Here is a 17,837-nt window from a genome sequence, read left to right as displayed (position 1 = left end):
AATACGTTCCGAATATGCCCGGTCATTCAGTGTCGCGAGCGGAAAGGAGGGCCACCGTGCGGCGGCGGCTCGAACCCGCCCCAAGTGCTCTGTGCCTTGTACTCCGCTTCGAGTTCGAGCAGGAACTCGTCATCGTCTTCGTCGTGCATGCGGCCGATCCTCTCCGTGAACGGTTGGTCCGGTCAAGTGAATTACCGACACCAACAGAGTACCGGAGCAGTACGACAAATTACGCCGAGTGATCGTTCAGGCGCTGTTTGAGTTCACGAACGTCGGCGGAGTCCGCAATGCCCAGATCCGTGTACAACCGCAAAGCGAACCGGCGATGACGGTCCGCTTTCGATCGCTCACCGAGAATGTCGAACGCGCTCGCCATCTCCTTGTGCGCGATGGGCAGCATGCTGCGATTCCCGGTCGAGTCGAGTACTTCCACCGCGGTGGTGAACTGGGTGACCGCGAGTGCGGCATCGCCGAGTTCGCGCGAATTGATACCGAGGGCCAGAAAGCATTCCGCCTCGAGATCGGGTGATTCGTTGTCGTGAGCCAGCCGAAGTGCCTGGTCGAGTTCCTCGGCGGCCTCGAGATAGCGCCTGTTCTCGGTGTGGATCAGCCCGATCCGATGCCTGGCGCGGGCTTCGATGAGCACGCTGCCGTGGGTATGGGCGGTCTCGCGGACCCAGCCGAGGTGCTCGATCGCCTCGTCCGACTCGCCCTTGAGCCAGTGGGTGACCCCCGAGTTGCCCCTGGCCCGGCACTGCATCCGCACGTCGCCGGTGGTCGCCGCCAGTTCGAACACCTCGTTGAACAGCCGGTTCGCCTCGGTGAATTCGTTGAGCCGCCACAGGGTCAACGCGTACATGTGCAAGGCCTGGTACTCGAGGACGACGCTCCCCGTGACCCGCGCGGCGGACAGCGCGAGAGTCTCCAGTTCCCTGGCCTGGCGGTAATAGCCGCGGTTGTCGAAGTAGCGCCAGACCGACGAGCAGAACGGCACGAGGTCCGAATAGTGCTGGTGGTTGTTCATCGCGACGGCCACCGGCAGGACGTTCTGCCAGTGGTCGTCCATCCACTGCGCGGCCTGGTCGTAGTCGGCGAAGGACTGCCCGTACTCGCTCTTCGGGACTTCGGGGCCGCCACCGGACTCCTCTTCGGAATCCGGGTCGATGAATTCCATCGCGGCGGCGACGGTGCAGCGGTAGTAGTCGAACAGCCGTCGCATCATCGCTTCGCGCTGGTGTTCCGGCTCCTCCGTCAGCAGCAGTTCACGGCCGTAACTGCGGAGAAGGTCGTGCATTTCGTACCGGTCCATCGACGGTTGCCGCAAGAGATTCACGTCGACCAGGCGTTCGGCAAGGCGGCGGGCCTCGGCGAGGTCCACTTCCGCCAGCGCCGCCGTCGAATGGAGGTCGAAAGCGGCACCGGGATGATGACTCAAACGTCGGAACACCCGACGTTCGGCTTCGGTCAAGTTCAGATAGGACACTCGGAACGCGCCCGCGACGTCGCGTTCCCCGGCGGTGAGTTCGCCGAACCTGTTCCGTTCGTCGCGCAACTGCCTGGCGACGAAGTCGAGCGTCCAGGAAGCCCGCGCCCGCAGCCTGCTCGCCGTGACGGCGAGCGCGAGCGGGAGATCGCCGCACAGGCTCGCGACCTGGTCGGCCGCGTCGGGGGATTCCCTTCTCAGCCGGGACGGCCCGACAATCCGGCCGAGCAGGTCCACCGCGTCCGCTCGGCTGAACGGTTCCAGGGACAGCAGCTCCGCGCCGTCGAGATCGGCGAGCCGGGTCCGGCTGGTGATCAGCACGCAACAGCTGGCCGAGCCGGGCAGCAGCGGGCTCACCTGCGCCGCGCTGATGGCGTTGTCCAGCACCAGGAGAACGCGCTTGCCTGCCAGGCAGCTGCGGAACAACGCCGCGCGCTGGCCGGTTCCGGCGGGGATGTCCGAACCCTGGATGCCGAGCGAGCGCAGCAGCGCCTCGAGCGCCGCGGCCGGGTCGACCGGGTCGCCGGCGGGCGAAAACCCTTCCAGGTTCACGAAGAGCTGGCCGTCGGGGAACAGCGGCGCGAGCAGATGCGCGGCGTGGACGGCCAGCGCGGTCTTGCCGACACCCGGCATCCCGTCGATCGCGATGAGCCGGGGACCCGCCAGCGAGCCGTCCCGGCCGATTTCGAGGACGGTCCGCAGTTCCGCGGCGCGACCGCCGAACGCGGGGAGGTCCGCGGGCAGCTGCGCGGGCCGGGGGAAAAGCGCCTTCCGCGCGTCCGCGTCCTCGCGCCTGCCGACAGTGTCCGCCCCCGCCCGGAGCCCGCCGACGCCGTACCGGACGAGGGCGGCGTCCTCCATCAGTTCGGGGTCGGTGCGCAGGATCTGCTGGTGGAGCGCGCTCAGTTCGGTACCGGGGTCGACGCCGAGTTCCTCGGCGAGCGCGATCCTGCTCCGATCGAACGTCCGGAGCGCGTCGGCGCCACGGCCCGCCCGGTAGAGCGCCAGCATGGTCAGTCGCTGCAATGTCTCGCGGGTCGGATGCCAGGCGGCGAGGTCGAAGGCCTGGCGGGCCGCCGCGTCGGTCTCGCCGAGCCTGAGCCTGGCGCCGATGAGGAGTTCAGTGGCGGCGAGCCGTTCTTCGTCGAGACGACGGGCTGTCTGCTCGATGGCGTCGCCTTCGAGCCCGTCGAAGGCCGGGCCTCGCCAGAGCGCGAGCGCGTCCGTGAGTTTCGCCGCCGCCTGGGAGATCAGCCCGGCGGCCAGGAGTTCGGCGCCCTGGCGGTAGTCCGCTTCGAAGCGGACCGAGTCGACCGAGGCGCTGCTGGTGACGATGCGATAGGCGGAGCCGGTGGTGACCACGGCCGACCGGGCAACGCCGAGATCGTGCCGCAGCCGCGCGATCGCGTTGCTGACCTGGCGGACCGCTGTCTTCGGCGGCCTGTCCGGCCACATCGTGCCGATCAGGTACGACGCCGGGACGAGCCGGCCGGCGTTGATCAGCAGACAGGCGAGCAGACGTTGTTCACGGCGTCCGCCGAGCCGGACGGACACGCCGTCGACCTGGGCTTCGAGCGGGCCGAGGACGAAGAAGCTGAGCTGAGAAGGATGACCGGTTTGTGCCGGATCGCCGGATGTCCGGGGCGATCCCGCCGATTCAGGTAACGGACCGGCGGTCATATGCCACTATGTCGTCCGAGACCGTGAGCGTGCTCACGCACTACCTCCCAGTCCGCTCGCCGGGTGACCGGCACCCTAACCCACCGCGGTGGCCTCCAGCCAGGTCGGCGCGGGGTACGCCGTGCGGCATTCGGCCTAACGGGCGGGCGTGCGCCTGCCTTGGAACGGCTCTCATTCTACTCCCGGTCCTCCCTGAACTGCGCGGATGCCCGCCGGTGGAGAGCCGATGTAATTCCGATGCAGGGCCTTGGAAAGCTGAAAGGCACAGCTTGACAGGTTCGGCGCGACGGGGCAGCGCGCCGAATCGTATGCAGGGGCTCCGCGGCGGTTGGCCTTCGTACTGGGGGTGGCCAACCGCCCTGGGAGCCCTTTCCCGTCACAGGCTGTTCCCAGCAAGGCACGGCACACTGGAGCAAAGAGGAGTGTGCCGCTATGAGTGCTCTTGGCGATCTGCTGGGCTTCCTGCTCACCCTGTTCCTGATCGTGCTCGTCGCCCGGATGGTGCTGGACTGGGCCGTCAATCTCGCCTCCCGGCTGCCCTCCTGGTCGTTCCGGGCCCGCGGGATCACCCACCGGCTGACCGAACCCGTGCTGGCGCCCGTCCGCCGCGTGGTCCCTCCGGTGCGGGCCGGCGGCGTGGCGTTCGACCTCGCCTTCACCATCGTGTTCATCGCGGTGGTCATCCTGCAGTCGGTCGCGTTCAACCTCTGACCAGGTGTGATCGTCCGCGATTCCGGGTACCAGGGCGAGGAAGGAGAGAGTGAGGAGTGCCCATGCGCCCGGTCTGGAGCGGTTCGCTTTCGCTCGGTCTGGTGACGGTTCCCGTCCGGCTCTACAGCGCGGTCGAGGACCACACGGTGCACTTCCGCCAGTTCCAGCGCGGGACCGAGGACCGCATCCGGTACCGGCGGGTGAACGAACGCACCGGCAAGGAAGTCGACTACGACGACATCGTCAAGGGCTACGAGCTCGACGGCGGCGAGTACGTGGTCGTCGAACCCGAGGAACTCGACGAGATCGCCCCCGGCCGGTCGAAGTCGCTCGACGTCGAGAGCTTCGTCGAACTGGACGCCATCGACCCGATGTTCTTCGACAAGACGTACTGGCTCGCGCCCGCCAAAGCGGAATTCGAGCGGCCGTACGCGTTGCTGCTCGAGGCGATGCGCTCGTCGGGCCGCGCCGGGATCGCGAAATTCGTCATGCGTGGCCGCGAGTACCTGGCACTGGTCCGTTCGGGCGACGGCGTCATGGTGCTCAACACCCTGCATTTCGCCGCCGATCTGCGCGACCCCGCCGAGCAGCTGCCGGAACTGCCCGGCAAGGCGCAGGCACGCGGCAAGGAACTCGACATGGCCCTCAACCTGATCGACGCGATGAGCGACGACTGGCGGCCCGAGGAGTATCACGACACCTACACCGATCGCGTGCGGAAGCTGATCAACGCCAAGAAGAAGGGCGAGACCATCACCCCCGCCACCGAACCCGGTGAGCCGACCAAGGTCGTCGACCTGTTCGAGGCGCTTTCGAAGAGTGTCGAGAGCGGGAAGGCCAAGAAGAAGGGTTCCGGCGGTAAGGCGGGAACGGCCAAGAAATCCCCGGCGAAGAAGCCCCCGGCCAAGAAGGCGTCCGCGCAGAAGGATCTGTCTTCGTTGTCGAAGGCGGATCTGGAGAAGCTGGCGCGCGAGCGGGACATCAAGGGGCGGTCGAAGATGACACGCGCCGGACTGGAGAAGGCGCTCAAGGCCTCGTGACCTGGACGCCCGCCGCGGCCAGCTCGCTCGCGATGGCCTCGATCAGCAGCCGGACGTCTTCCGCCGCCGTGGCGTGCAGTCCTTCCGAAACGATCAGGACGTCGGACGTCGTGGCCGAGACCGCGGAATGCCCGCTCTGCCGGTTCGTCCACCGCCGCGCGTGAGCTTGGCCGTCCTCGTCGGCGAAGATCACCTCACCGGGATTCGGATGCTCGACGGTGCCCGCGAAGGTCACGTATTTCTCGTCGCCCCGTGCGTGACGGACTTCGAGCGAGCCGCTGACCTTCGCGACGTCGAGTACCGCGACCGGGATGGCGTACGCGACCGAAACCGCGTTGCAGAGGTCGATCACCGGGTGGATGCGGGGAAGCGTGCCTTCCTTCCGCAGACGGCGCAGCAGTGATTCCGACGCGCAGCGGTACTGCGTCGGCTTCAGCCCCATCTTGGCGAACGCCCGGCGCCACGCCTGGATCTCGGGAAGCTCCGATTCCGGGCCGTCCGCGAGCCGCCGCGCCGCCCGCGCGAGGAACTTGTCGAGGTCGACCGGTGTGTCAGGGGTGATTCCGCTGGCCGAAAGTGTGCCGACGGCGAGGCCGGGATGCTCGGTGCGGACGTCGGGGTTGTGCTGGAGTCGCATACGAAACCTGTCTACTGGGTGGTGAACGCGAGTTTGGCGCCGAGCGCGGCGAAGGAACCGGCGAAGATCCGCCGCATCCAGGCGAGTACGCGCGGCCGGGAGATGACGTGGTGGCGCACCCCGGCGGCGAGGACGCCGTACACGCTGAACACCACGAACGTCGCCAGCATGAACACCCCACTCAGCAGCAGCATCCGGGGGATGGAGCCGGGTTCGCCCGCCGGGACGAACTGGGGCAGGAACGCGAAGAAGAACAGCGTCAGCTTCGGGTTCAGGACGTTGATCAGCACGCCAGAGGTGATCGTCCGCAGCGCCGACTTCGGTTCGGGATCACCCTCCACGACGATCGCGTCCCGGTCTTTCAACGTCGCCCACGCCATGTAGAGAAGGTAGGCCACGCCGAGGTACTTGATGATTTCGAACGCGACCGCGCTCGCGTGCAGCAGCGCCGCGAGGCCGGTGATCGCGGCGACCATATGCGGGATGATGCCGAGGGTGCAGGCCGTCGCGGCGATGACGCTCGCGCGTCTCCCGCGGGCGAGTCCGGCGGACAGGGTGTAGACCACGCCGGTGCCGGGCGTGGCGACCACGACCAGCGTGGTGATCAGGAAGGCGATGCTCACGCCGTCCACTCTGCGCGTTCTTTGGTCCGATGGACAGAGCCAAAGCTGTGTCACTCCACTGGGCCAAAAGTCTTGTCTGGACCACGGTGCGGGGAAGATCGTCTACGGTGTCGAGGCGGTCGGAGTCCGTCACCGGATGGGGTGGCATGATGCACGCTCGCACGTCGACGAGGAAGGCCAAGGTTTGAGCGCGCGCACCTCGCAGATGGACGACCTCCGGCTGGTGGCACAACCGAACGCCCTGTTGTGCTCCGAGCTCTTCGTCCGTCTCATCCTCTCGGATTGGTCCTTGCGACCGTTGCTCGATCAGGCGAAGACCGCCGCCGCCCGCTTGGTGGGCGTGCTGGTCGACGCGGCCGACCCGAAGGAGCCGCCGTTCTTCACGCTGAGACTGCGGCTGCGGTCGGACGTCCTGGTCATCGAGGTCGACCACGAACTGGACGGTCTTCCCACGCCGACGCCGGCGCCGGGGGAGCGGACCGGGGTGGCGCCGAGCGAGACCGGCGGAGTCACCACGTGGTGTGAGCTGCCGCTGCCCGGTGGCCTGTCCGCCGGGCAGGTGCGCCTGCCGCGCCGGGGCGACCGCCGGACGCTGGTGGACGAGCCCGTCTCCGGTGAGCCCGTCGGCGCGGATCCCGAGGTTCTCGAACGGCTTTTGTCCCGGCTGAGCGGCTGGTCCGGCTGATTCTCGTGAAAGGATCCGAGGATGGGTCCGAAGCGTGCCACGACACCTGTTCTGGAGATCGAGTACGAACACACCGGTGACGCGCACGCGTCGCCGGTGATCCTGCTTCACGGGTTCCCTTACGACGTGCGGGCCTACGACGAGGTCGCGCCGGTCCTCGCCGCGGCTGGGGCCTCGGTGTACGTCCCCTATCTGCGCGGCTTCGGCGGGACGCGGTTCCTCGACGACGCGACGCCCCGCTCCGGGCAACAGGCACCACCCGAGTGGGAACGCACCTACTGGTACCAGTTCTATTTTCATTCCGAGCGAGGCCGCCGCGGGCTCGCGGAGAATCGCGATGAGCTGTGCGCCCTGCTGTGGCGCACCTGGTCGCCGACCTGGGCCGGCGCCGACGCGGCGTTCCCGGCCAGCGCCCCCAGCCTGCACAACCCGGACTTCGTCGACGTCGTCATCCACTCCTATCGCCACCGGTTCGGTCTGGCGGAAGGGGATCCCCGTTATCAGCCGCTCGAAGACCTGATCGCGAAGGAACCGGTCATCACGGTTCCGACGGTCGTGCTGGAAAGCGGGGACGACGGCGTCGGCGGGCCCAGCGCGGTGGGCGACCGCGAGTACTTCACGGGCGCGTACGAGCACCGTGTCCTGCCGGGTGTCGGGCACAACGTTCCGCAGGAGGCCCCGGAGGCGTTCGCCGCCGCCTCCCTGTTCTAGAGCAAGGCTCCATTCCCTCCGGCGAAAGGAAAGTCTGTGACCGATTCCCAGCCCGTGCCCCCCGTTCCGCCGGGGACCTACCTGCTCGAACTGGTCCCGGTGCCGGTCAGCGACATCGACCGGGCCAAGGATTTCTACGCGGAACGGCTCGGTTTCCACGTCGACGTCGACGTGCGACCCGCCGACGGGGTCCGGATCGTCCAGCTCACCCCGCCCGGTTCGGCCTGTTCGATCACCTTGACCACCGGGCTCGCGTCGCTGGACATGCCGGTCGGGACCCTGCGCGGGCTCCATCTCGTGGTCGCCGACATCGAGGAAGCACGCGCCGCGCTCGTCGCCAGGGGGGCCGAAGTCGGTCCGGTCGAGGACATCGGCGGCGTCTACTACGCGGCCTTCAGCGACCCCGACGGCAACACGTGGACGCTGCAGCACATGCCGTGGCGCACGGCGTGAGAGTGATCACCCGTCCGTGTGCGTGACGAATCTTGATCAAGGGTTGTCCTTCCCGTGTACGGCGCACGATCCGGGCGCCACGGACGGAGGAGGACCCGATGTCGTTGGGCGACAAGATCAGCAACAAGGCGGAGGAGTTCGGCGGTAAGGCCAAGGAGGCCGCCGGCGACGCCACGGGCAACGACGACCTGCGCGCGGAGGGCCAGGCCGATCAGGCGAAGGCCGGTCTCAAGGGCGCCGTCGAGAACGTGAAGGACGCCGTCGGTGACGCGGCGGACAAGATCCGCGACACCTTCAAGAAGTAGCCGTCCTTTCCGGGCCGGGGCAGCGGATTTCCGCGCCCCGGCCCGTTTTTCCGGCAGAGTTCAGCCGTGCAGGAGCACCGGCAGGCCGGTGAGCCGGGTGCCTTGGATGCCGCCGAGGAACGTCTGCCGGAGTTGGGCGTAAGGGACGGCCAGCCGGGCTCGCGGGAACTCCGCGCGCAGGATCGTCGCCACCGCCCGCAGTTCGAGCTGCGCGAGCTGAGCGCCGATGCAGAAATGCGGGCCCGCGCCGAAGGCCAGATCCGGGCCGGGGTCGCGGTGGGGATCGGTGTTGATGCCCTGGATGTCGACGAGTACCGGGGAGCGGGCAGGCAACGGGATCCCGGCGAGTTCGAGCTCGGTGGTCGTGAACCGCCAGAGCGTGAACGGTGCGGGCGGATGGTCTCGCAGGGTTTCGCGGACGAGGTCGTCGTCGGCCGCGGTGTCACCGTCGAGCAGCCGCGCGACCAGGAAGCCGATCGACGCGTCGGTGGTCAGCTGTCCGGCGAAGATCAACGCGAACAGGTGATACCTCAGGTCGTCCTCGGTCGTCTCGGGCGGGACCCGGTCGCGTAGTTCCGTCGCGAGCCCATGCCGATCCGGCGTCAGCCCGGCGGTCGCGAGGTTCGCGATCGCGGCGATGGCCTTGCCCTGCGCACCCGGTTCCGGACTGGACATCCGGCGGCAGGCGTCCACGGCGGCGTCGAGCAGGCCGAGCGGGATGTCGAGCAGATCGAGCAGCACGGTGAGCGGGAACCGGGTGGAGAAGCCGTCCATCAGGTCGACGGTTCCCTCGCCGAGATCCGTCAGCAGCTCTCGCGCGATTTCGTGGATCCGGCCGGATCGCGCCTGGATCCGTTTGGCGCTCAGGAGCGGGGCGTGCGCACGTCGCAGCCGGGTGTGGTCCGGTCCGTCCATTGTGGTGAGAGACGGCTGTTCGGCGGCGGTCTGCTCGAGTCCGGCGCGAACGGGATCCCAGCTTTCCGGTGCCATGGCGGGGTCTTTGACGATGGCAGGGTGGGAGAGGACCGCGCGGGCCAGCTTCTCCTCGGTCACGATCCACGCGCTTCCGCCCGCCGGCGCGGCCACTTCGACGAGGGGACCGGCGGCGCGCAGCGCCGGGCGAACGGGATCAGGGTCGGCGATACCGCGGGTCGTCGCGGCGAACGGGTCGGGGAGCAAAGGGACTCCTTCATGAGAAAGTAACTTCATCATGAAGGTATATTCGGGACCGGTAGGTTGTCAAAGCACGTTGGAGAGCCGAGGAGGACACCGTCGATGGAGGATGAGGTCGCGGCACGGAGCGCGTCGCTGCTGGACGACCTCCGGAACTTCGGGGCGAACTACACCGAGTTCACCAGGCGGTTCGCGGACTGGCTCGGCCTGCACGCCACTGACGCCGCCGCGCTGGTGGAGATCCTCTACGCCGAAGACACCGGCTCGCCGCTCTCCCCGGCCCGGCTCGGCCGACGCATCTCGCTGACCTCCGGCGCGACCACGAACCTGGTGAACCGGCTGGAGGGTCTCGGCTACGTGGTGCGGACCCGGGAGAGCACCGACCGGCGAACGGTGACCCTGCGCAGCGGCCCCGACATCCAGGAGCCCGCGCGACAGTTCTTCGGCCCGTTCAGTGCGGGACTCGCGGCGCTGGTGGCGGAGTACCCGGCCGAGGAGATCGAGCGCTTCCAGGCTTTTCTGCGCCACCTGCGATCCACAATGGACGAAGTTCTCGAGGATCAGACCTGACGCTCTCCCCGCGTTTAGTCCTCTGAATGCGGTACTTGCGCGCGCAACTACCGCATTCAGAGGACTAAACGCGTTCCAATCCGGACCAGTCCGCGGCGCCGTCGGCACCGAATCACTCCCAGACGTCATGGCAACCGCGTAGCCGGGCGTCGGGTGAGGTGGAGGCAGCTTGATGGTCGAGGGTGTGCGGACGAGTCTGCGCGAAAGCGGCGGCACCGGAGCGGAGCCTGCCGAGACAAGCCTGATGCAACGGGTCGCGGCGGGTGACGAACAGGCGTTCGCCGACCTGTACGACGTCGTGTCGGGGCCGGTGTGGGGAGTGGTGAACAGGGTCGTCCGCAACGGCACCTTCGCCGAAGAGGTGACCCAGGAGGTCCTGGTGGAGGTGTGGCGGACGGCGGCGCGGTTCAAACCGGGGAAGGGGAGCACCCTGGCCTGGGTGCTCACCATCGCGCACCGGCGGGCCGTGGACCGGGTGCGTTCGCATCAGGCGGCACTCGACCGGGACGACCGGGCGGGCAGACTCGATTTCCGGCGCCCGTTCGACGAGGTCGCCGAATCGACGATCAGCAATCTGGAGCAGCAGCGGGTGCGCCAGTGCCTGTCCGCGCTCACCGACCTGCAACGGGAATCCGTCGTGCTGGCCTATTACAACGGCTACACCTATCCGGAAGTCGCCGAAGTGCTCAAAACCGCGCCGGGCACGGTGAAGACCCGCATCCGGGACGGCCTCATCCGGTTGCGTGACTGCTTGGGGGTCGGGCAATGACGGTCGAACTGCACACACTGACCGGGGCTTACGCGCTGGACGCCGTACCGGAGGAGGAGGCCGCGGCGTTCAAGCGGCACCTCCGAGGCTGTTCCGCGTGCCGCCAGGAGGTTCGGGAACTGCGGGAGACCGCGGCGCGGCTGGGGTCCGCGCTCGCCGCCGTGCCACCGCCGAGGCTGAGGGAAGCGACGCTCACGCAGGCCGCTCAGACCCGCCAATGGCCCCCGCTGGTCGCCGCCGTCCGGCGCGCCGAACCGTCGAAGAAGCCGTCCGTGCGGATCGCCCTGTGGGGTGCCGCCGCGGCCGCCGCCGGGGCGCTGGTGTTCGGATTGGTCACCACGAACACCGAACCGGGAACGGATCCGGCTCAACAGCAACTCGCTTCGGTGAATTCGGTGCTGACCGCTCCCGACGCCTCGACGGTGAAGGGTGCCGAGCGTGACGCGACAACGGTGGTGACCTCGCGGAGTCACGGCAAGGTCGTCGTACTGGCGGGTGACCTGCCGCCACTGGTGCCCGGCAAGGCGTATCAGGTCTGGCTCATCGGAGCGAGCGGCGTGCATTCGGCCGGGCTGCTCGCTTCCGACGGTCCACATCGGACTCGGCCGGTCCTCGCGGATCTGCCTGGCGGGATCGACCGGGTCGGTATCACCGTCGAACCCGCCGGAGGTTCGCGAACGCCGTCCACCCCCGCGGTCGCGATGGTCCCCCTCGGGGCCTAGAGGCCGGTGAGCCGCCCGCAGGCCTGCCAGAGTTCTCGGCGCTGCGCGGCGGTTTCCCTGGTCTTGCCGAGGTAGTGCGTCGGCCGGGGGACGCGGTCGTGCCAGAACATCCCGTTGTACCGTCCCGGTTCTTCGGCCGCCGCGAGCCAGACGAAGGTGTCCGCCCCCTGCTCGGGGTTCCGCAGTATCGGCCGCGTCAGCTTCCGGAACGCCGGCAGGGAGGTCGCGACCCCCGGGGTGTCGGCCCAGCCGGGATGGGCGCTGTGCACGGTGACGCCGGAACCGTCGAATTCGTCCGCCCAGAGTTCCGCCAGCACCACCTGCATCCGTTTGGTGCGCGCGTAGCCGGCGGTGGGCTTGTAGTCGCCATGCAGATACTGGAGGTCGTCGGTGTGCAGCGGCTGGCCGTACATGCCGCCGGAGCCGACCCAGATCACCCGCGCGCCGTCGGCGAACTTCGGCCGGAGCGACGCGGTGAGCAGATGCGGCCCGAGTACGTGCGTGGCCGCCATGACTTCGTTGCCCTCGGCCGTTTCCGTTCGCTCGGCGGGCATCACGCCGGCGTTGTGCACGAGGACGTCGACCTCGCCGTCGAGGTCTTTCACGTAGTCGCGCACGGACGAGGTCAGGCTGACGTCGCAGTGGTCGACGATGATCCGCGAGCCGGGTACGGCGCGCTCGATCTCGGCGCGGGCGGCTTCGCCGTCGCCGCGGACCGCGATCCGGACGGTCGCGCCCAGTTTCGCCAGCCCGATGGCGGTCGCCTTGCCAAGACCGGCTTTCGCGCCGGTGACCACGGCGACCTTGCCCGCGAGCGCGTCCGGTGCCGGATCCTCGGGCCACCACCGCCGACGCAGGTGGTGCCCGAGGCTGCTGTACCCGAGCAGAGTCCGGTCGAGCACGGTGTCGGCTGCCCTGGTCACGGCGGACATGCGGTACTCCTCTGGATCGGGTGGGGGTGCCTGGACCGGCTTCCCGATCCAGGCACCCCGGAAACCTCGCTACTGGATGCGCGGGCCCGCCTTGGCGGAGAAGCGGAACTCAATGGTCATCGGAAGTTCGTCGAGGTCCAGCGCCTGGCGCAGCCGAGGCAGCCCCTCTCCGGCGACGCGCTCGCGGATGGCGGCCAGATCGCCGTCCTGTTCGGCGCTGAGCACCACGGCCAGCACCGGCGCGTCCTGGGTGCCGCCCAGCGTGGCGTGCGCGGCATGGACACCGGGGTAGGCCGCGACCTCCGCCGCGAACGGCTCGACAGCGGTGCTCCCGGCGAGTGTGGTCCGGCCCGTGTCCTGGTCGAAACGCCAGGTGCGGGACTTGGGTTTGCGGACGGGCTGCGCGATGAGCCAGCGCAGCGCCAGCAGCCCGATGACGACCGCGGCTCCGGCGACGATGTACCAGGCCCATCCGGGTGGCATCGCCGTGCCGGGTACGAGCGTGGCGCCGGGTGCGAGCAGGGGAATCCTGCCGAAATGGGTACCGATGGCGAACACGCCGGCGGCGAGCAGCACGAGCCCCGTGAGTACCAGCAAGGTGCGGTTCAGCCGGGCGGGACGGTTGAGGTCGGTCATGACGCGCTCCTGGTGGCCTTGACCCGGACCCGTACGGCCGGGACCGTGGCGGGACCGATCTGGGCGAGGCGGTGCTCGATGGCGGCGCGGACGGCGTCGGCGAGTCCCGCGGTGTTCGTCCGCCCGGTGGTCACCACCGAGACGATCCTGCGCCGGTTGACCTTCAGTTTCGCCGCCGATACGCCGTCCACAGTGGACGCGGCGGTGCGCAGCGTCGACCGGTAGCCGCGCCGGGAGGCGCCGGAGTCCGGGCCGCCTTCGAGCGGCAGCACGGTCGGCTTCCCCGGGACAAGGGCGCTCACGAGCAGGAGCAGGCCGATCAGCGCGACACCGCCACCGACGAGCGCGGGAAGCAGGTCACCCCATCGGGTTCCGTGCAGCGCGGACGCGACGGCGTCGTAGCTGATCCACGGTTTCTCCCCGATGATCGTCTGGACCGCGGCGGCGGCGGCCAGTACACATCCGGCGAGCACCACGAGTGCGACGAGCACGGCCGGGACACTGCGGCGGGGGCGCCGTTTCATCGGACCCTCCTCGTCTCGGGTTCCGCGGAATGCAGGGCCGTGACGGTGATGTCGACCTGCGAGACGGTCAGGCCCGAGAGTTCGCCGACACGGCGGATCAGGTGCTCCCGTGCGGTTTCGGTGGTGGCGCGGACCGAAAGCGGGTACTTCACCGAAAGCCGGACGTCCAAAGTGGCCGTGGTGCCGGTGACATTCGCGCTCACCTTGGCGCCCTGGTCGAGGTCTTCACCGCCGACCGCGATCCCGAGCACCCGGGAGGCCGAGCCGCCGATGCCGTCGAGTTCGGTGATCGCCTGCGCGGCGATCCGTTCGACGGCACCGTCGGCCACGGTGAGCCCGCCGCGCCCGCCCGTTTCCGGCGCGGCGGCGGTCATGGTCGTCATGGCGGTCAGCCCCTGTCGCGGCCGGCCAGGGCCGAAAGGTCGAGCTTGCCGTCGAGGAACCGGCCGACCAGCAGACCGAGGCCGGCGAGGACGAGTACGACGAGGAAGGCGCCGAAGCCGCCGAAGGCGCCTGCCACGCCGAGCACGAGACCGGTCAGCAGGCCGAGATGAGTGGCGTTCATGAACGTTCTCCTAGCGGTAGGGCGCGGTTCGGCGCCGGTGGTCACTGGACTCGGCCGGATTCGGTGTTCTCTTCGCCCTCGTCGTCACCCGGGATGTAGACGTCGGACACGTTGATGTTGACCTCGACGACCTCGAGCCCGGTCATCTGCTCGACGGCGCCGATCACGTTGCGGCGCACCGACTTGGCGAGATCCGCGATCGCGACGCCGTATTCGACGACGATCTGCAGGTCGACCGCGGCCTGGCGCTCGCCGACCTCGACGGAGACACCCTGCCCGGCGGACGCGGTGGCACCCGGGATGCGCTCGCGCAGTGCGTTGAACGCCCGCACGGCGCCGCCGCCGAGCGCGTGGACCCCGGTGATCTCACGGGTCGCGAGGCCAGCGACCTTCTGCACGACGGTGTCGGCGATCGTGGTCACGCCCTGCGTCGAGACGAGCGCGCTGTTCTCGGCGGGAGCGGCGGAGTTGGAGTTGGAGTTCGGCTTGGTGGTGGTGGCCGTGGTGTTCGTCATCGCAGTCTCCTTGATTCGGATTCCGTTGCCTGTGGCGGAAGTTCGCCGGATTTCCCGGTTCGCTTCCACACTCCATAGACCCAGCCGCACGAGGATCGTCACGACCCGATCGTGTGGTCTGGATCTCACCGCGCGTGGGTATCGCTCCGGGATGGTTCTCGCGGCTCGCGTGGCCGCTCAGCCTCTGGCCTTCGTCTCGGTTCTCTGTTAGGAAAGGTTCCTAACTAACGGGAGGCGACATGCGGGGACACGGTCTTGCGGCGGCGACGGTTCTGGTGGTCCTGTGCGGTGGTTCGGCCGCGGTCGCGCAGCCGACCACGGCGGAATCCGGGGCGCGGGTGGCGCGCAACATCATCTACATCCAAGGCGATGGCCTCGGCCTCGGCCAGCGCGATCTGCTTCGGCTGGCGCTCAAGGGCAAACACGGCGACCTGGCGATGGACGGGCTCGCGGTGACCGGTCTCGTGCGGACGTCGTCGGACGACGAGGACGAGATCGTCACCGATTCGGCCGCGGCGGCCACCGCACTGGCGACCGGCCACAAGACGCGCAACGGCGCCGTCGGCATGGACGTCCACGGCCGTCCGGTGGAAACCATCCTCGAACGGGCGAAACGGGCGGGGAAGTCGACCGGCCTGGTCACCACCGCGCAGGTGACCGGCGCCTCGCCCGCCGCCTTCGCGGCGCATGTTCCGAGCCGGGATTCGCAGAGCGACATCGCGAAGCAGTACATCGAGAACAGCCGCCCGGACGTCCTGCTCGGCGGGGGTGAGGACTGGTGGTACCCGAAGGGGAATCCCGGTCTCTGGCCGGACAAGCCGGGAGAGGAGAGCCGCAGCCCCTACGGCGACCTCGTCGAACGCGCGCGGCGAACCGGCTACACCTACGTACGTGACGGCGACGAACTGCGGAACACGCGGGCGAACCGGATCCTCGGCCTGTTCGCGAACGAGGACATGGTCGATTACGGCCCGGACGGCGTCGGGAAGTACGCGCCACGCGTGCCGCTCCAGCAGATGGCGCGCAAGGCGCTGGACACGCTGTCGAAGAATCCGCGCGGTTTCTTCCTGTTCCTGGAAGAAGAAGGAACGGACGGGATGTCGCACGAGAACAACGCGCACGGCGTGATCGACGCGGGCCGGGCACTCGACGCCACGATCGCCGAGGTCATGCGCTTCGTCCGCGCGCATCCCGACACGCTGGTGATCATCGGCGGCGACCACGAGACCGGCGGACTGAACATCGAGAACTACGACAGCTCCGAAACCGGCCCCGGACACGAGAACGAGGACGGCCCGTTCGACGTACCGGACTCGACGCTCCAGTTCACTGTGGACTGGACGACGCACGACCACACCGGGGCCGACACCCCCGTCACCGCCGAAGGCCCCGGCGCCGCCCGATTGGGTGGCACCGTCGAGAACACCGACGTCTACCGAGTGATGCGGGCGGCAAGCGGGCTCTGAGCGAAAAGGCCACCTCCGGGATGGAGGTGGCCTTCGCGGCTTTGACCGGGTCCGTCAGCCGATGCTCTCGACGACGGCCTCGGCCACCGCCTTCATCGTGGTCCGGCGGTCCATCGCGGTGCGCTGTATCCAGCGGAAAGCGTCCGGCTCGGTGAGCCCCTGGCGGCTCATCAGCAGCCCCTTGGCCCGGTCGATGACCTTGCGGGTCTCGAGCCGATCGGTCAGACCCGCGACCTCGGACTCGAGCGCCTGCAGTTCGGCGAACCGGCTCACGGCCAGCTCGATGGCGGGCACCAGGTCGCGCTTGGCGAACGGCTTGACCAGGTACGCCATCGTGCCGGCGTCCCTTGCCCGCTCGACGAGGTCGCGCTGGCTGAACGCGGTCAGGATGACGACCGGCGCGATCCGGTCGCCGGTGATCTTGGATGCGGCCTCGATACCGTCGAGCTTGGGCATCTTGACGTCGAGAATCACCAGGTCGGGCTTCAATTCGGTGGCCAGGTTGATGGCCTGCTCGCCATCCCCCGCCTCACCGACGACCTCGTAGCCCTCTTCGCGGAGCATCTCGACGAGGTCGAGACGGATGAGCGCCTCGTCTTCGGCCACGAGCACCCGCCGCTGGGGTGCGGCGACGGCACCATTGGCCTCGGCAGCCTGCTCGGTCACCGGGGTCCTCCTGAAGGTCGTCGGGCAGTTCGGCTCGCGGTCCGTCCGCGAACCTGAAGCCTACCGGGAACGATCCAGTCGGCGAGATGGCGTTCACCACGTCAGACGGGCGTCACACTCCGGGCCCGGCGAAAGGCGCGCGGCCGTGATCCCGTAAAGTTCACCCCGCACGCCCCCGTAGCCCAACTGGCAGAGGCAACGGATTCAAAACCCGTCCAGTGTGAGTTCGAATCTCACCGGGGGCACAGACAACATCCCCACAAGCTCAGGCGCGTCCGCGCGCTGGAGTTCGTGGGAGGGCGTCACGTCGGTGATCCTTTCCGCTACGTGAGTGATCTCCGGCAGCTGGTCTGCCGGGAGCTTGATCGTGATTGTCGCATGTTCGCCGTCGTCGTGGACCATGATGGCGAGCTGGACGGCTTCGAACAGTGCTTGAAGGTACGGCCTCGGCGCCAACGAGAGGTTCATCGCGAGGTAGGGCAACGCGTCGATCAGAGGCAGTTCGTCTGCCGTCACCCCCTTTGGCGTCGCTGCAAGGTCCGCTTCGTCCAGCTCAGTGATCTTGGCCTGGAGTCGTTTCTCCTCGGCTGCGAGGTTGTTGTAGCTGCCGCGCAGAGCGGTGGTGAAGGGGTCGTCAGGGTCGCCTTGCTGGGCCTGTTTCAGGATCGACGCCTGCTGTTTGGCGATTTCGGCCAGCTTTCGCTGAATACGGTCCCGTTCTGACTCGCGTTCTGCTGTCGTGTGATCGTCGGCGCCTTCGAGGTCGGCTGCCAAGATCGCCCGCCGATCGGGGCCGAAGACTCGGTCGGCGAAGAACTTGGCCACGGCCTCCAGCACAGCGTCCTCGCGAAGGTAGAGGACCTTTTCATGGTCGGCGAACCTGTCGGGACGGCCTCGGTTGTTGTTGCTCGGCCTGCAGAGGTAGTACGCCCGGCCATGGCGTGGATCACCGAACATCCGTCTTCCGCATT

The 17,837-nt window shown here is 68.5% G+C and carries 23 protein-coding genes and 1 tRNA gene; 12 read left to right on the top strand and 12 right to left on the bottom strand.

All coding sequences use genetic code 11. The annotated features are described in order from the left end of the window. Positions 1–26: 26 nt before the first annotated feature. Both ACZ7KI_RS16590 and ACZ7KI_RS16585 read right to left on the bottom strand, forming a co-directional pair. The gene (locus ACZ7KI_RS16590) at positions 27–149 is read right to left on the bottom strand and encodes a hypothetical protein (RefSeq protein WP_465462692.1); all 123 of its coding nucleotides are present in this window, start codon (positions 147–149) and stop codon (positions 27–29) included. 80 nt (positions 150–229) lie between these two features. Further along, positions 230–3,163, bottom strand: coding sequence for an AfsR/SARP family transcriptional regulator (locus ACZ7KI_RS16585; RefSeq protein ID WP_470273979.1), 2,934 nt, complete (start codon positions 3,161–3,163; stop codon positions 230–232). Positions 3,164–3,595: 432 nt separating this feature from the next. Here ACZ7KI_RS16585 and ACZ7KI_RS16580 point away from each other — a divergent pair, with 432 nt between their 5' ends. Both ACZ7KI_RS16580 and ku read left to right on the top strand, forming a co-directional pair. Continuing rightward, positions 3,596–3,874, top strand: a complete 279-nt coding sequence (locus ACZ7KI_RS16580; protein WP_470273978.1) for a YggT family protein — start codon at positions 3,596–3,598, stop codon at positions 3,872–3,874. Positions 3,875–3,936: 62 nt separating this feature from the next. Beyond that, positions 3,937–4,914 carry a non-homologous end joining protein Ku gene (gene ku / locus ACZ7KI_RS16575; RefSeq protein ID WP_470273977.1) on the top strand — a complete coding sequence of 326 codons (978 nt, stop codon included), beginning with the start codon at positions 3,937–3,939 and terminating at the stop codon, positions 4,912–4,914. Here the strand turns inward: ku and ACZ7KI_RS16570 are convergent. Next, positions 4,901–5,551: a B3/B4 domain-containing protein gene (locus tag ACZ7KI_RS16570; RefSeq protein WP_470273976.1), complete on the bottom strand. Its 651-nt coding sequence runs from the start codon at positions 5,549–5,551 to the stop codon at positions 4,901–4,903. The genes ku and ACZ7KI_RS16570 overlap by 14 nt on opposite strands. Before the next feature lie 11 nt (positions 5,552–5,562). Next, complete coding sequence (locus tag ACZ7KI_RS16565) at positions 5,563–6,174, bottom strand: LysE family translocator (protein WP_465507293.1); 612 nt, start codon at positions 6,172–6,174, stop codon at positions 5,563–5,565. Between the two features lie 184 nt (positions 6,175–6,358). Between ACZ7KI_RS16565 and ACZ7KI_RS16560 the strand changes: the two genes are divergently transcribed. The 4 genes from ACZ7KI_RS16560 (at position 6,359) to ACZ7KI_RS16545 (ending at position 8,328) form a co-directional block, all read left to right on the top strand. After that, positions 6,359–6,859, top strand: coding sequence for an ATP-binding protein (locus tag ACZ7KI_RS16560; protein WP_465507311.1), 501 nt, complete (start codon positions 6,359–6,361; stop codon positions 6,857–6,859). A 21-nt stretch (positions 6,860–6,880) separates the two neighbouring features. Continuing rightward, the gene (locus tag ACZ7KI_RS16555) at positions 6,881–7,570 is read left to right on the top strand and encodes an alpha/beta fold hydrolase (protein WP_470273975.1); all 690 of its coding nucleotides are present in this window, start codon (positions 6,881–6,883) and stop codon (positions 7,568–7,570) included. Between the two features lie 36 nt (positions 7,571–7,606). After that, the gene (locus tag ACZ7KI_RS16550) at positions 7,607–8,023 is read left to right on the top strand and encodes a VOC family protein (protein WP_470273974.1); all 417 of its coding nucleotides are present in this window, start codon (positions 7,607–7,609) and stop codon (positions 8,021–8,023) included. A gap of 98 nt (positions 8,024–8,121) precedes the next feature. Next, positions 8,122–8,328, top strand: coding sequence for a CsbD family protein (locus ACZ7KI_RS16545; RefSeq protein ID WP_470273973.1), 207 nt, complete (start codon positions 8,122–8,124; stop codon positions 8,326–8,328). A 60-nt stretch (positions 8,329–8,388) separates the two neighbouring features. On the opposite strand, the gene ACZ7KI_RS16540 is transcribed toward ACZ7KI_RS16545, so the two are convergent. Then, the gene (locus tag ACZ7KI_RS16540; RefSeq protein ID WP_470273972.1) at positions 8,389–9,507 is read right to left on the bottom strand and encodes a cytochrome P450 family protein; all 1,119 of its coding nucleotides are present in this window, start codon (positions 9,505–9,507) and stop codon (positions 8,389–8,391) included. 96 nt (positions 9,508–9,603) lie between these two features. Here ACZ7KI_RS16540 and ACZ7KI_RS16535 point away from each other — a divergent pair, with 96 nt between their 5' ends. The 3 genes from ACZ7KI_RS16535 to ACZ7KI_RS16525 all read left to right on the top strand — a co-directional run bounded on the left by ACZ7KI_RS16535 (position 9,604) and on the right by ACZ7KI_RS16525 (position 11,562). Then, entirely contained in the window at positions 9,604–10,071 is a 468-nt protein-coding gene (locus ACZ7KI_RS16535; RefSeq protein WP_470273971.1) for a MarR family winged helix-turn-helix transcriptional regulator, read from the top strand. A gap of 172 nt (positions 10,072–10,243) precedes the next feature. Then, positions 10,244–10,840 carry an ECF RNA polymerase sigma factor SigK gene (gene sigK / locus ACZ7KI_RS16530; RefSeq protein ID WP_470274081.1) on the top strand — a complete coding sequence of 199 codons (597 nt, stop codon included), beginning with the start codon at positions 10,244–10,246 and terminating at the stop codon, positions 10,838–10,840. Continuing rightward, positions 10,837–11,562, top strand: a complete 726-nt coding sequence (locus ACZ7KI_RS16525) for an anti-sigma factor (protein WP_470273970.1) — start codon at positions 10,837–10,839, stop codon at positions 11,560–11,562. Before sigK ends, ACZ7KI_RS16525 begins: the two co-directional genes overlap by 4 nt. Here ACZ7KI_RS16525 and ACZ7KI_RS16520 read toward each other — a convergent pair. The 6 genes from ACZ7KI_RS16520 to ACZ7KI_RS16495 all read right to left on the bottom strand — a co-directional run bounded on the left by ACZ7KI_RS16520 (position 11,559) and on the right by ACZ7KI_RS16495 (position 14,734). Further along, entirely contained in the window at positions 11,559–12,494 is a 936-nt protein-coding gene (locus tag ACZ7KI_RS16520) for an SDR family NAD(P)-dependent oxidoreductase (protein WP_470273969.1), read from the bottom strand. The genes ACZ7KI_RS16525 and ACZ7KI_RS16520 overlap by 4 nt on opposite strands. A gap of 69 nt (positions 12,495–12,563) precedes the next feature. Further along, positions 12,564–13,130, bottom strand: coding sequence for an Asp23/Gls24 family envelope stress response protein (locus ACZ7KI_RS16515; protein ID WP_470273968.1), 567 nt, complete (start codon positions 13,128–13,130; stop codon positions 12,564–12,566). Continuing rightward, positions 13,127–13,654, bottom strand: coding sequence for a DUF6286 domain-containing protein (locus ACZ7KI_RS16510; RefSeq protein WP_470273967.1), 528 nt, complete (start codon positions 13,652–13,654; stop codon positions 13,127–13,129). The genes ACZ7KI_RS16515 and ACZ7KI_RS16510 overlap by 4 nt, the downstream gene beginning before the upstream one ends. Next, the gene (locus ACZ7KI_RS16505; RefSeq protein ID WP_470273966.1) at positions 13,651–14,037 is read right to left on the bottom strand and encodes an Asp23/Gls24 family envelope stress response protein; all 387 of its coding nucleotides are present in this window, start codon (positions 14,035–14,037) and stop codon (positions 13,651–13,653) included. Before ACZ7KI_RS16505 ends, ACZ7KI_RS16510 begins: the two co-directional genes overlap by 4 nt. A 5-nt stretch (positions 14,038–14,042) precedes the next feature. After that, positions 14,043–14,219, bottom strand: a complete 177-nt coding sequence (locus ACZ7KI_RS16500; protein WP_465507300.1) for a hypothetical protein — start codon at positions 14,217–14,219, stop codon at positions 14,043–14,045. A 41-nt stretch (positions 14,220–14,260) separates the two neighbouring features. Continuing rightward, on the bottom strand, positions 14,261–14,734 hold the full coding sequence (locus tag ACZ7KI_RS16495; protein ID WP_470273965.1) for an Asp23/Gls24 family envelope stress response protein: 474 nt from the start codon (positions 14,732–14,734) through the stop codon (positions 14,261–14,263). Between the two features lie 239 nt (positions 14,735–14,973). On the opposite strand from ACZ7KI_RS16495, the gene ACZ7KI_RS16490 reads away from it, so the two are divergent. Further along, positions 14,974–16,200 carry an alkaline phosphatase gene (locus ACZ7KI_RS16490; RefSeq protein WP_470273964.1) on the top strand — a complete coding sequence of 409 codons (1,227 nt, stop codon included), beginning with the start codon at positions 14,974–14,976 and terminating at the stop codon, positions 16,198–16,200. A gap of 54 nt (positions 16,201–16,254) precedes the next feature. On the opposite strand, the gene ACZ7KI_RS16485 is transcribed toward ACZ7KI_RS16490, so the two are convergent. Continuing rightward, positions 16,255–16,866 (bottom strand): ANTAR domain-containing response regulator, encoded by a 612-nt coding sequence (locus ACZ7KI_RS16485; protein ID WP_005157321.1) that lies wholly within the window; start codon positions 16,864–16,866, stop codon positions 16,255–16,257. A 171-nt stretch (positions 16,867–17,037) separates the two neighbouring features. Here ACZ7KI_RS16485 and ACZ7KI_RS16480 point away from each other — a divergent pair. Together ACZ7KI_RS16480 and ACZ7KI_RS16475 are read left to right on the top strand one after the other, a co-directional pair. After that, positions 17,038–17,111: transfer RNA gene (locus ACZ7KI_RS16480), tRNA-Leu, on the top strand. Between the two features lie 133 nt (positions 17,112–17,244). Then, entirely contained in the window at positions 17,245–17,589 is a 345-nt protein-coding gene (locus ACZ7KI_RS16475; protein ID WP_470273963.1) for a hypothetical protein, read from the top strand. Positions 17,590–17,837 lie beyond the last annotated feature (248 nt).

This window comes from Amycolatopsis sp. NPDC039088 (assembly GCF_055598845.1).
The sequence above is the reverse complement of the archived record's forward strand: the minus strand, read 5'-3'. Positions and strand labels throughout refer to the sequence as shown.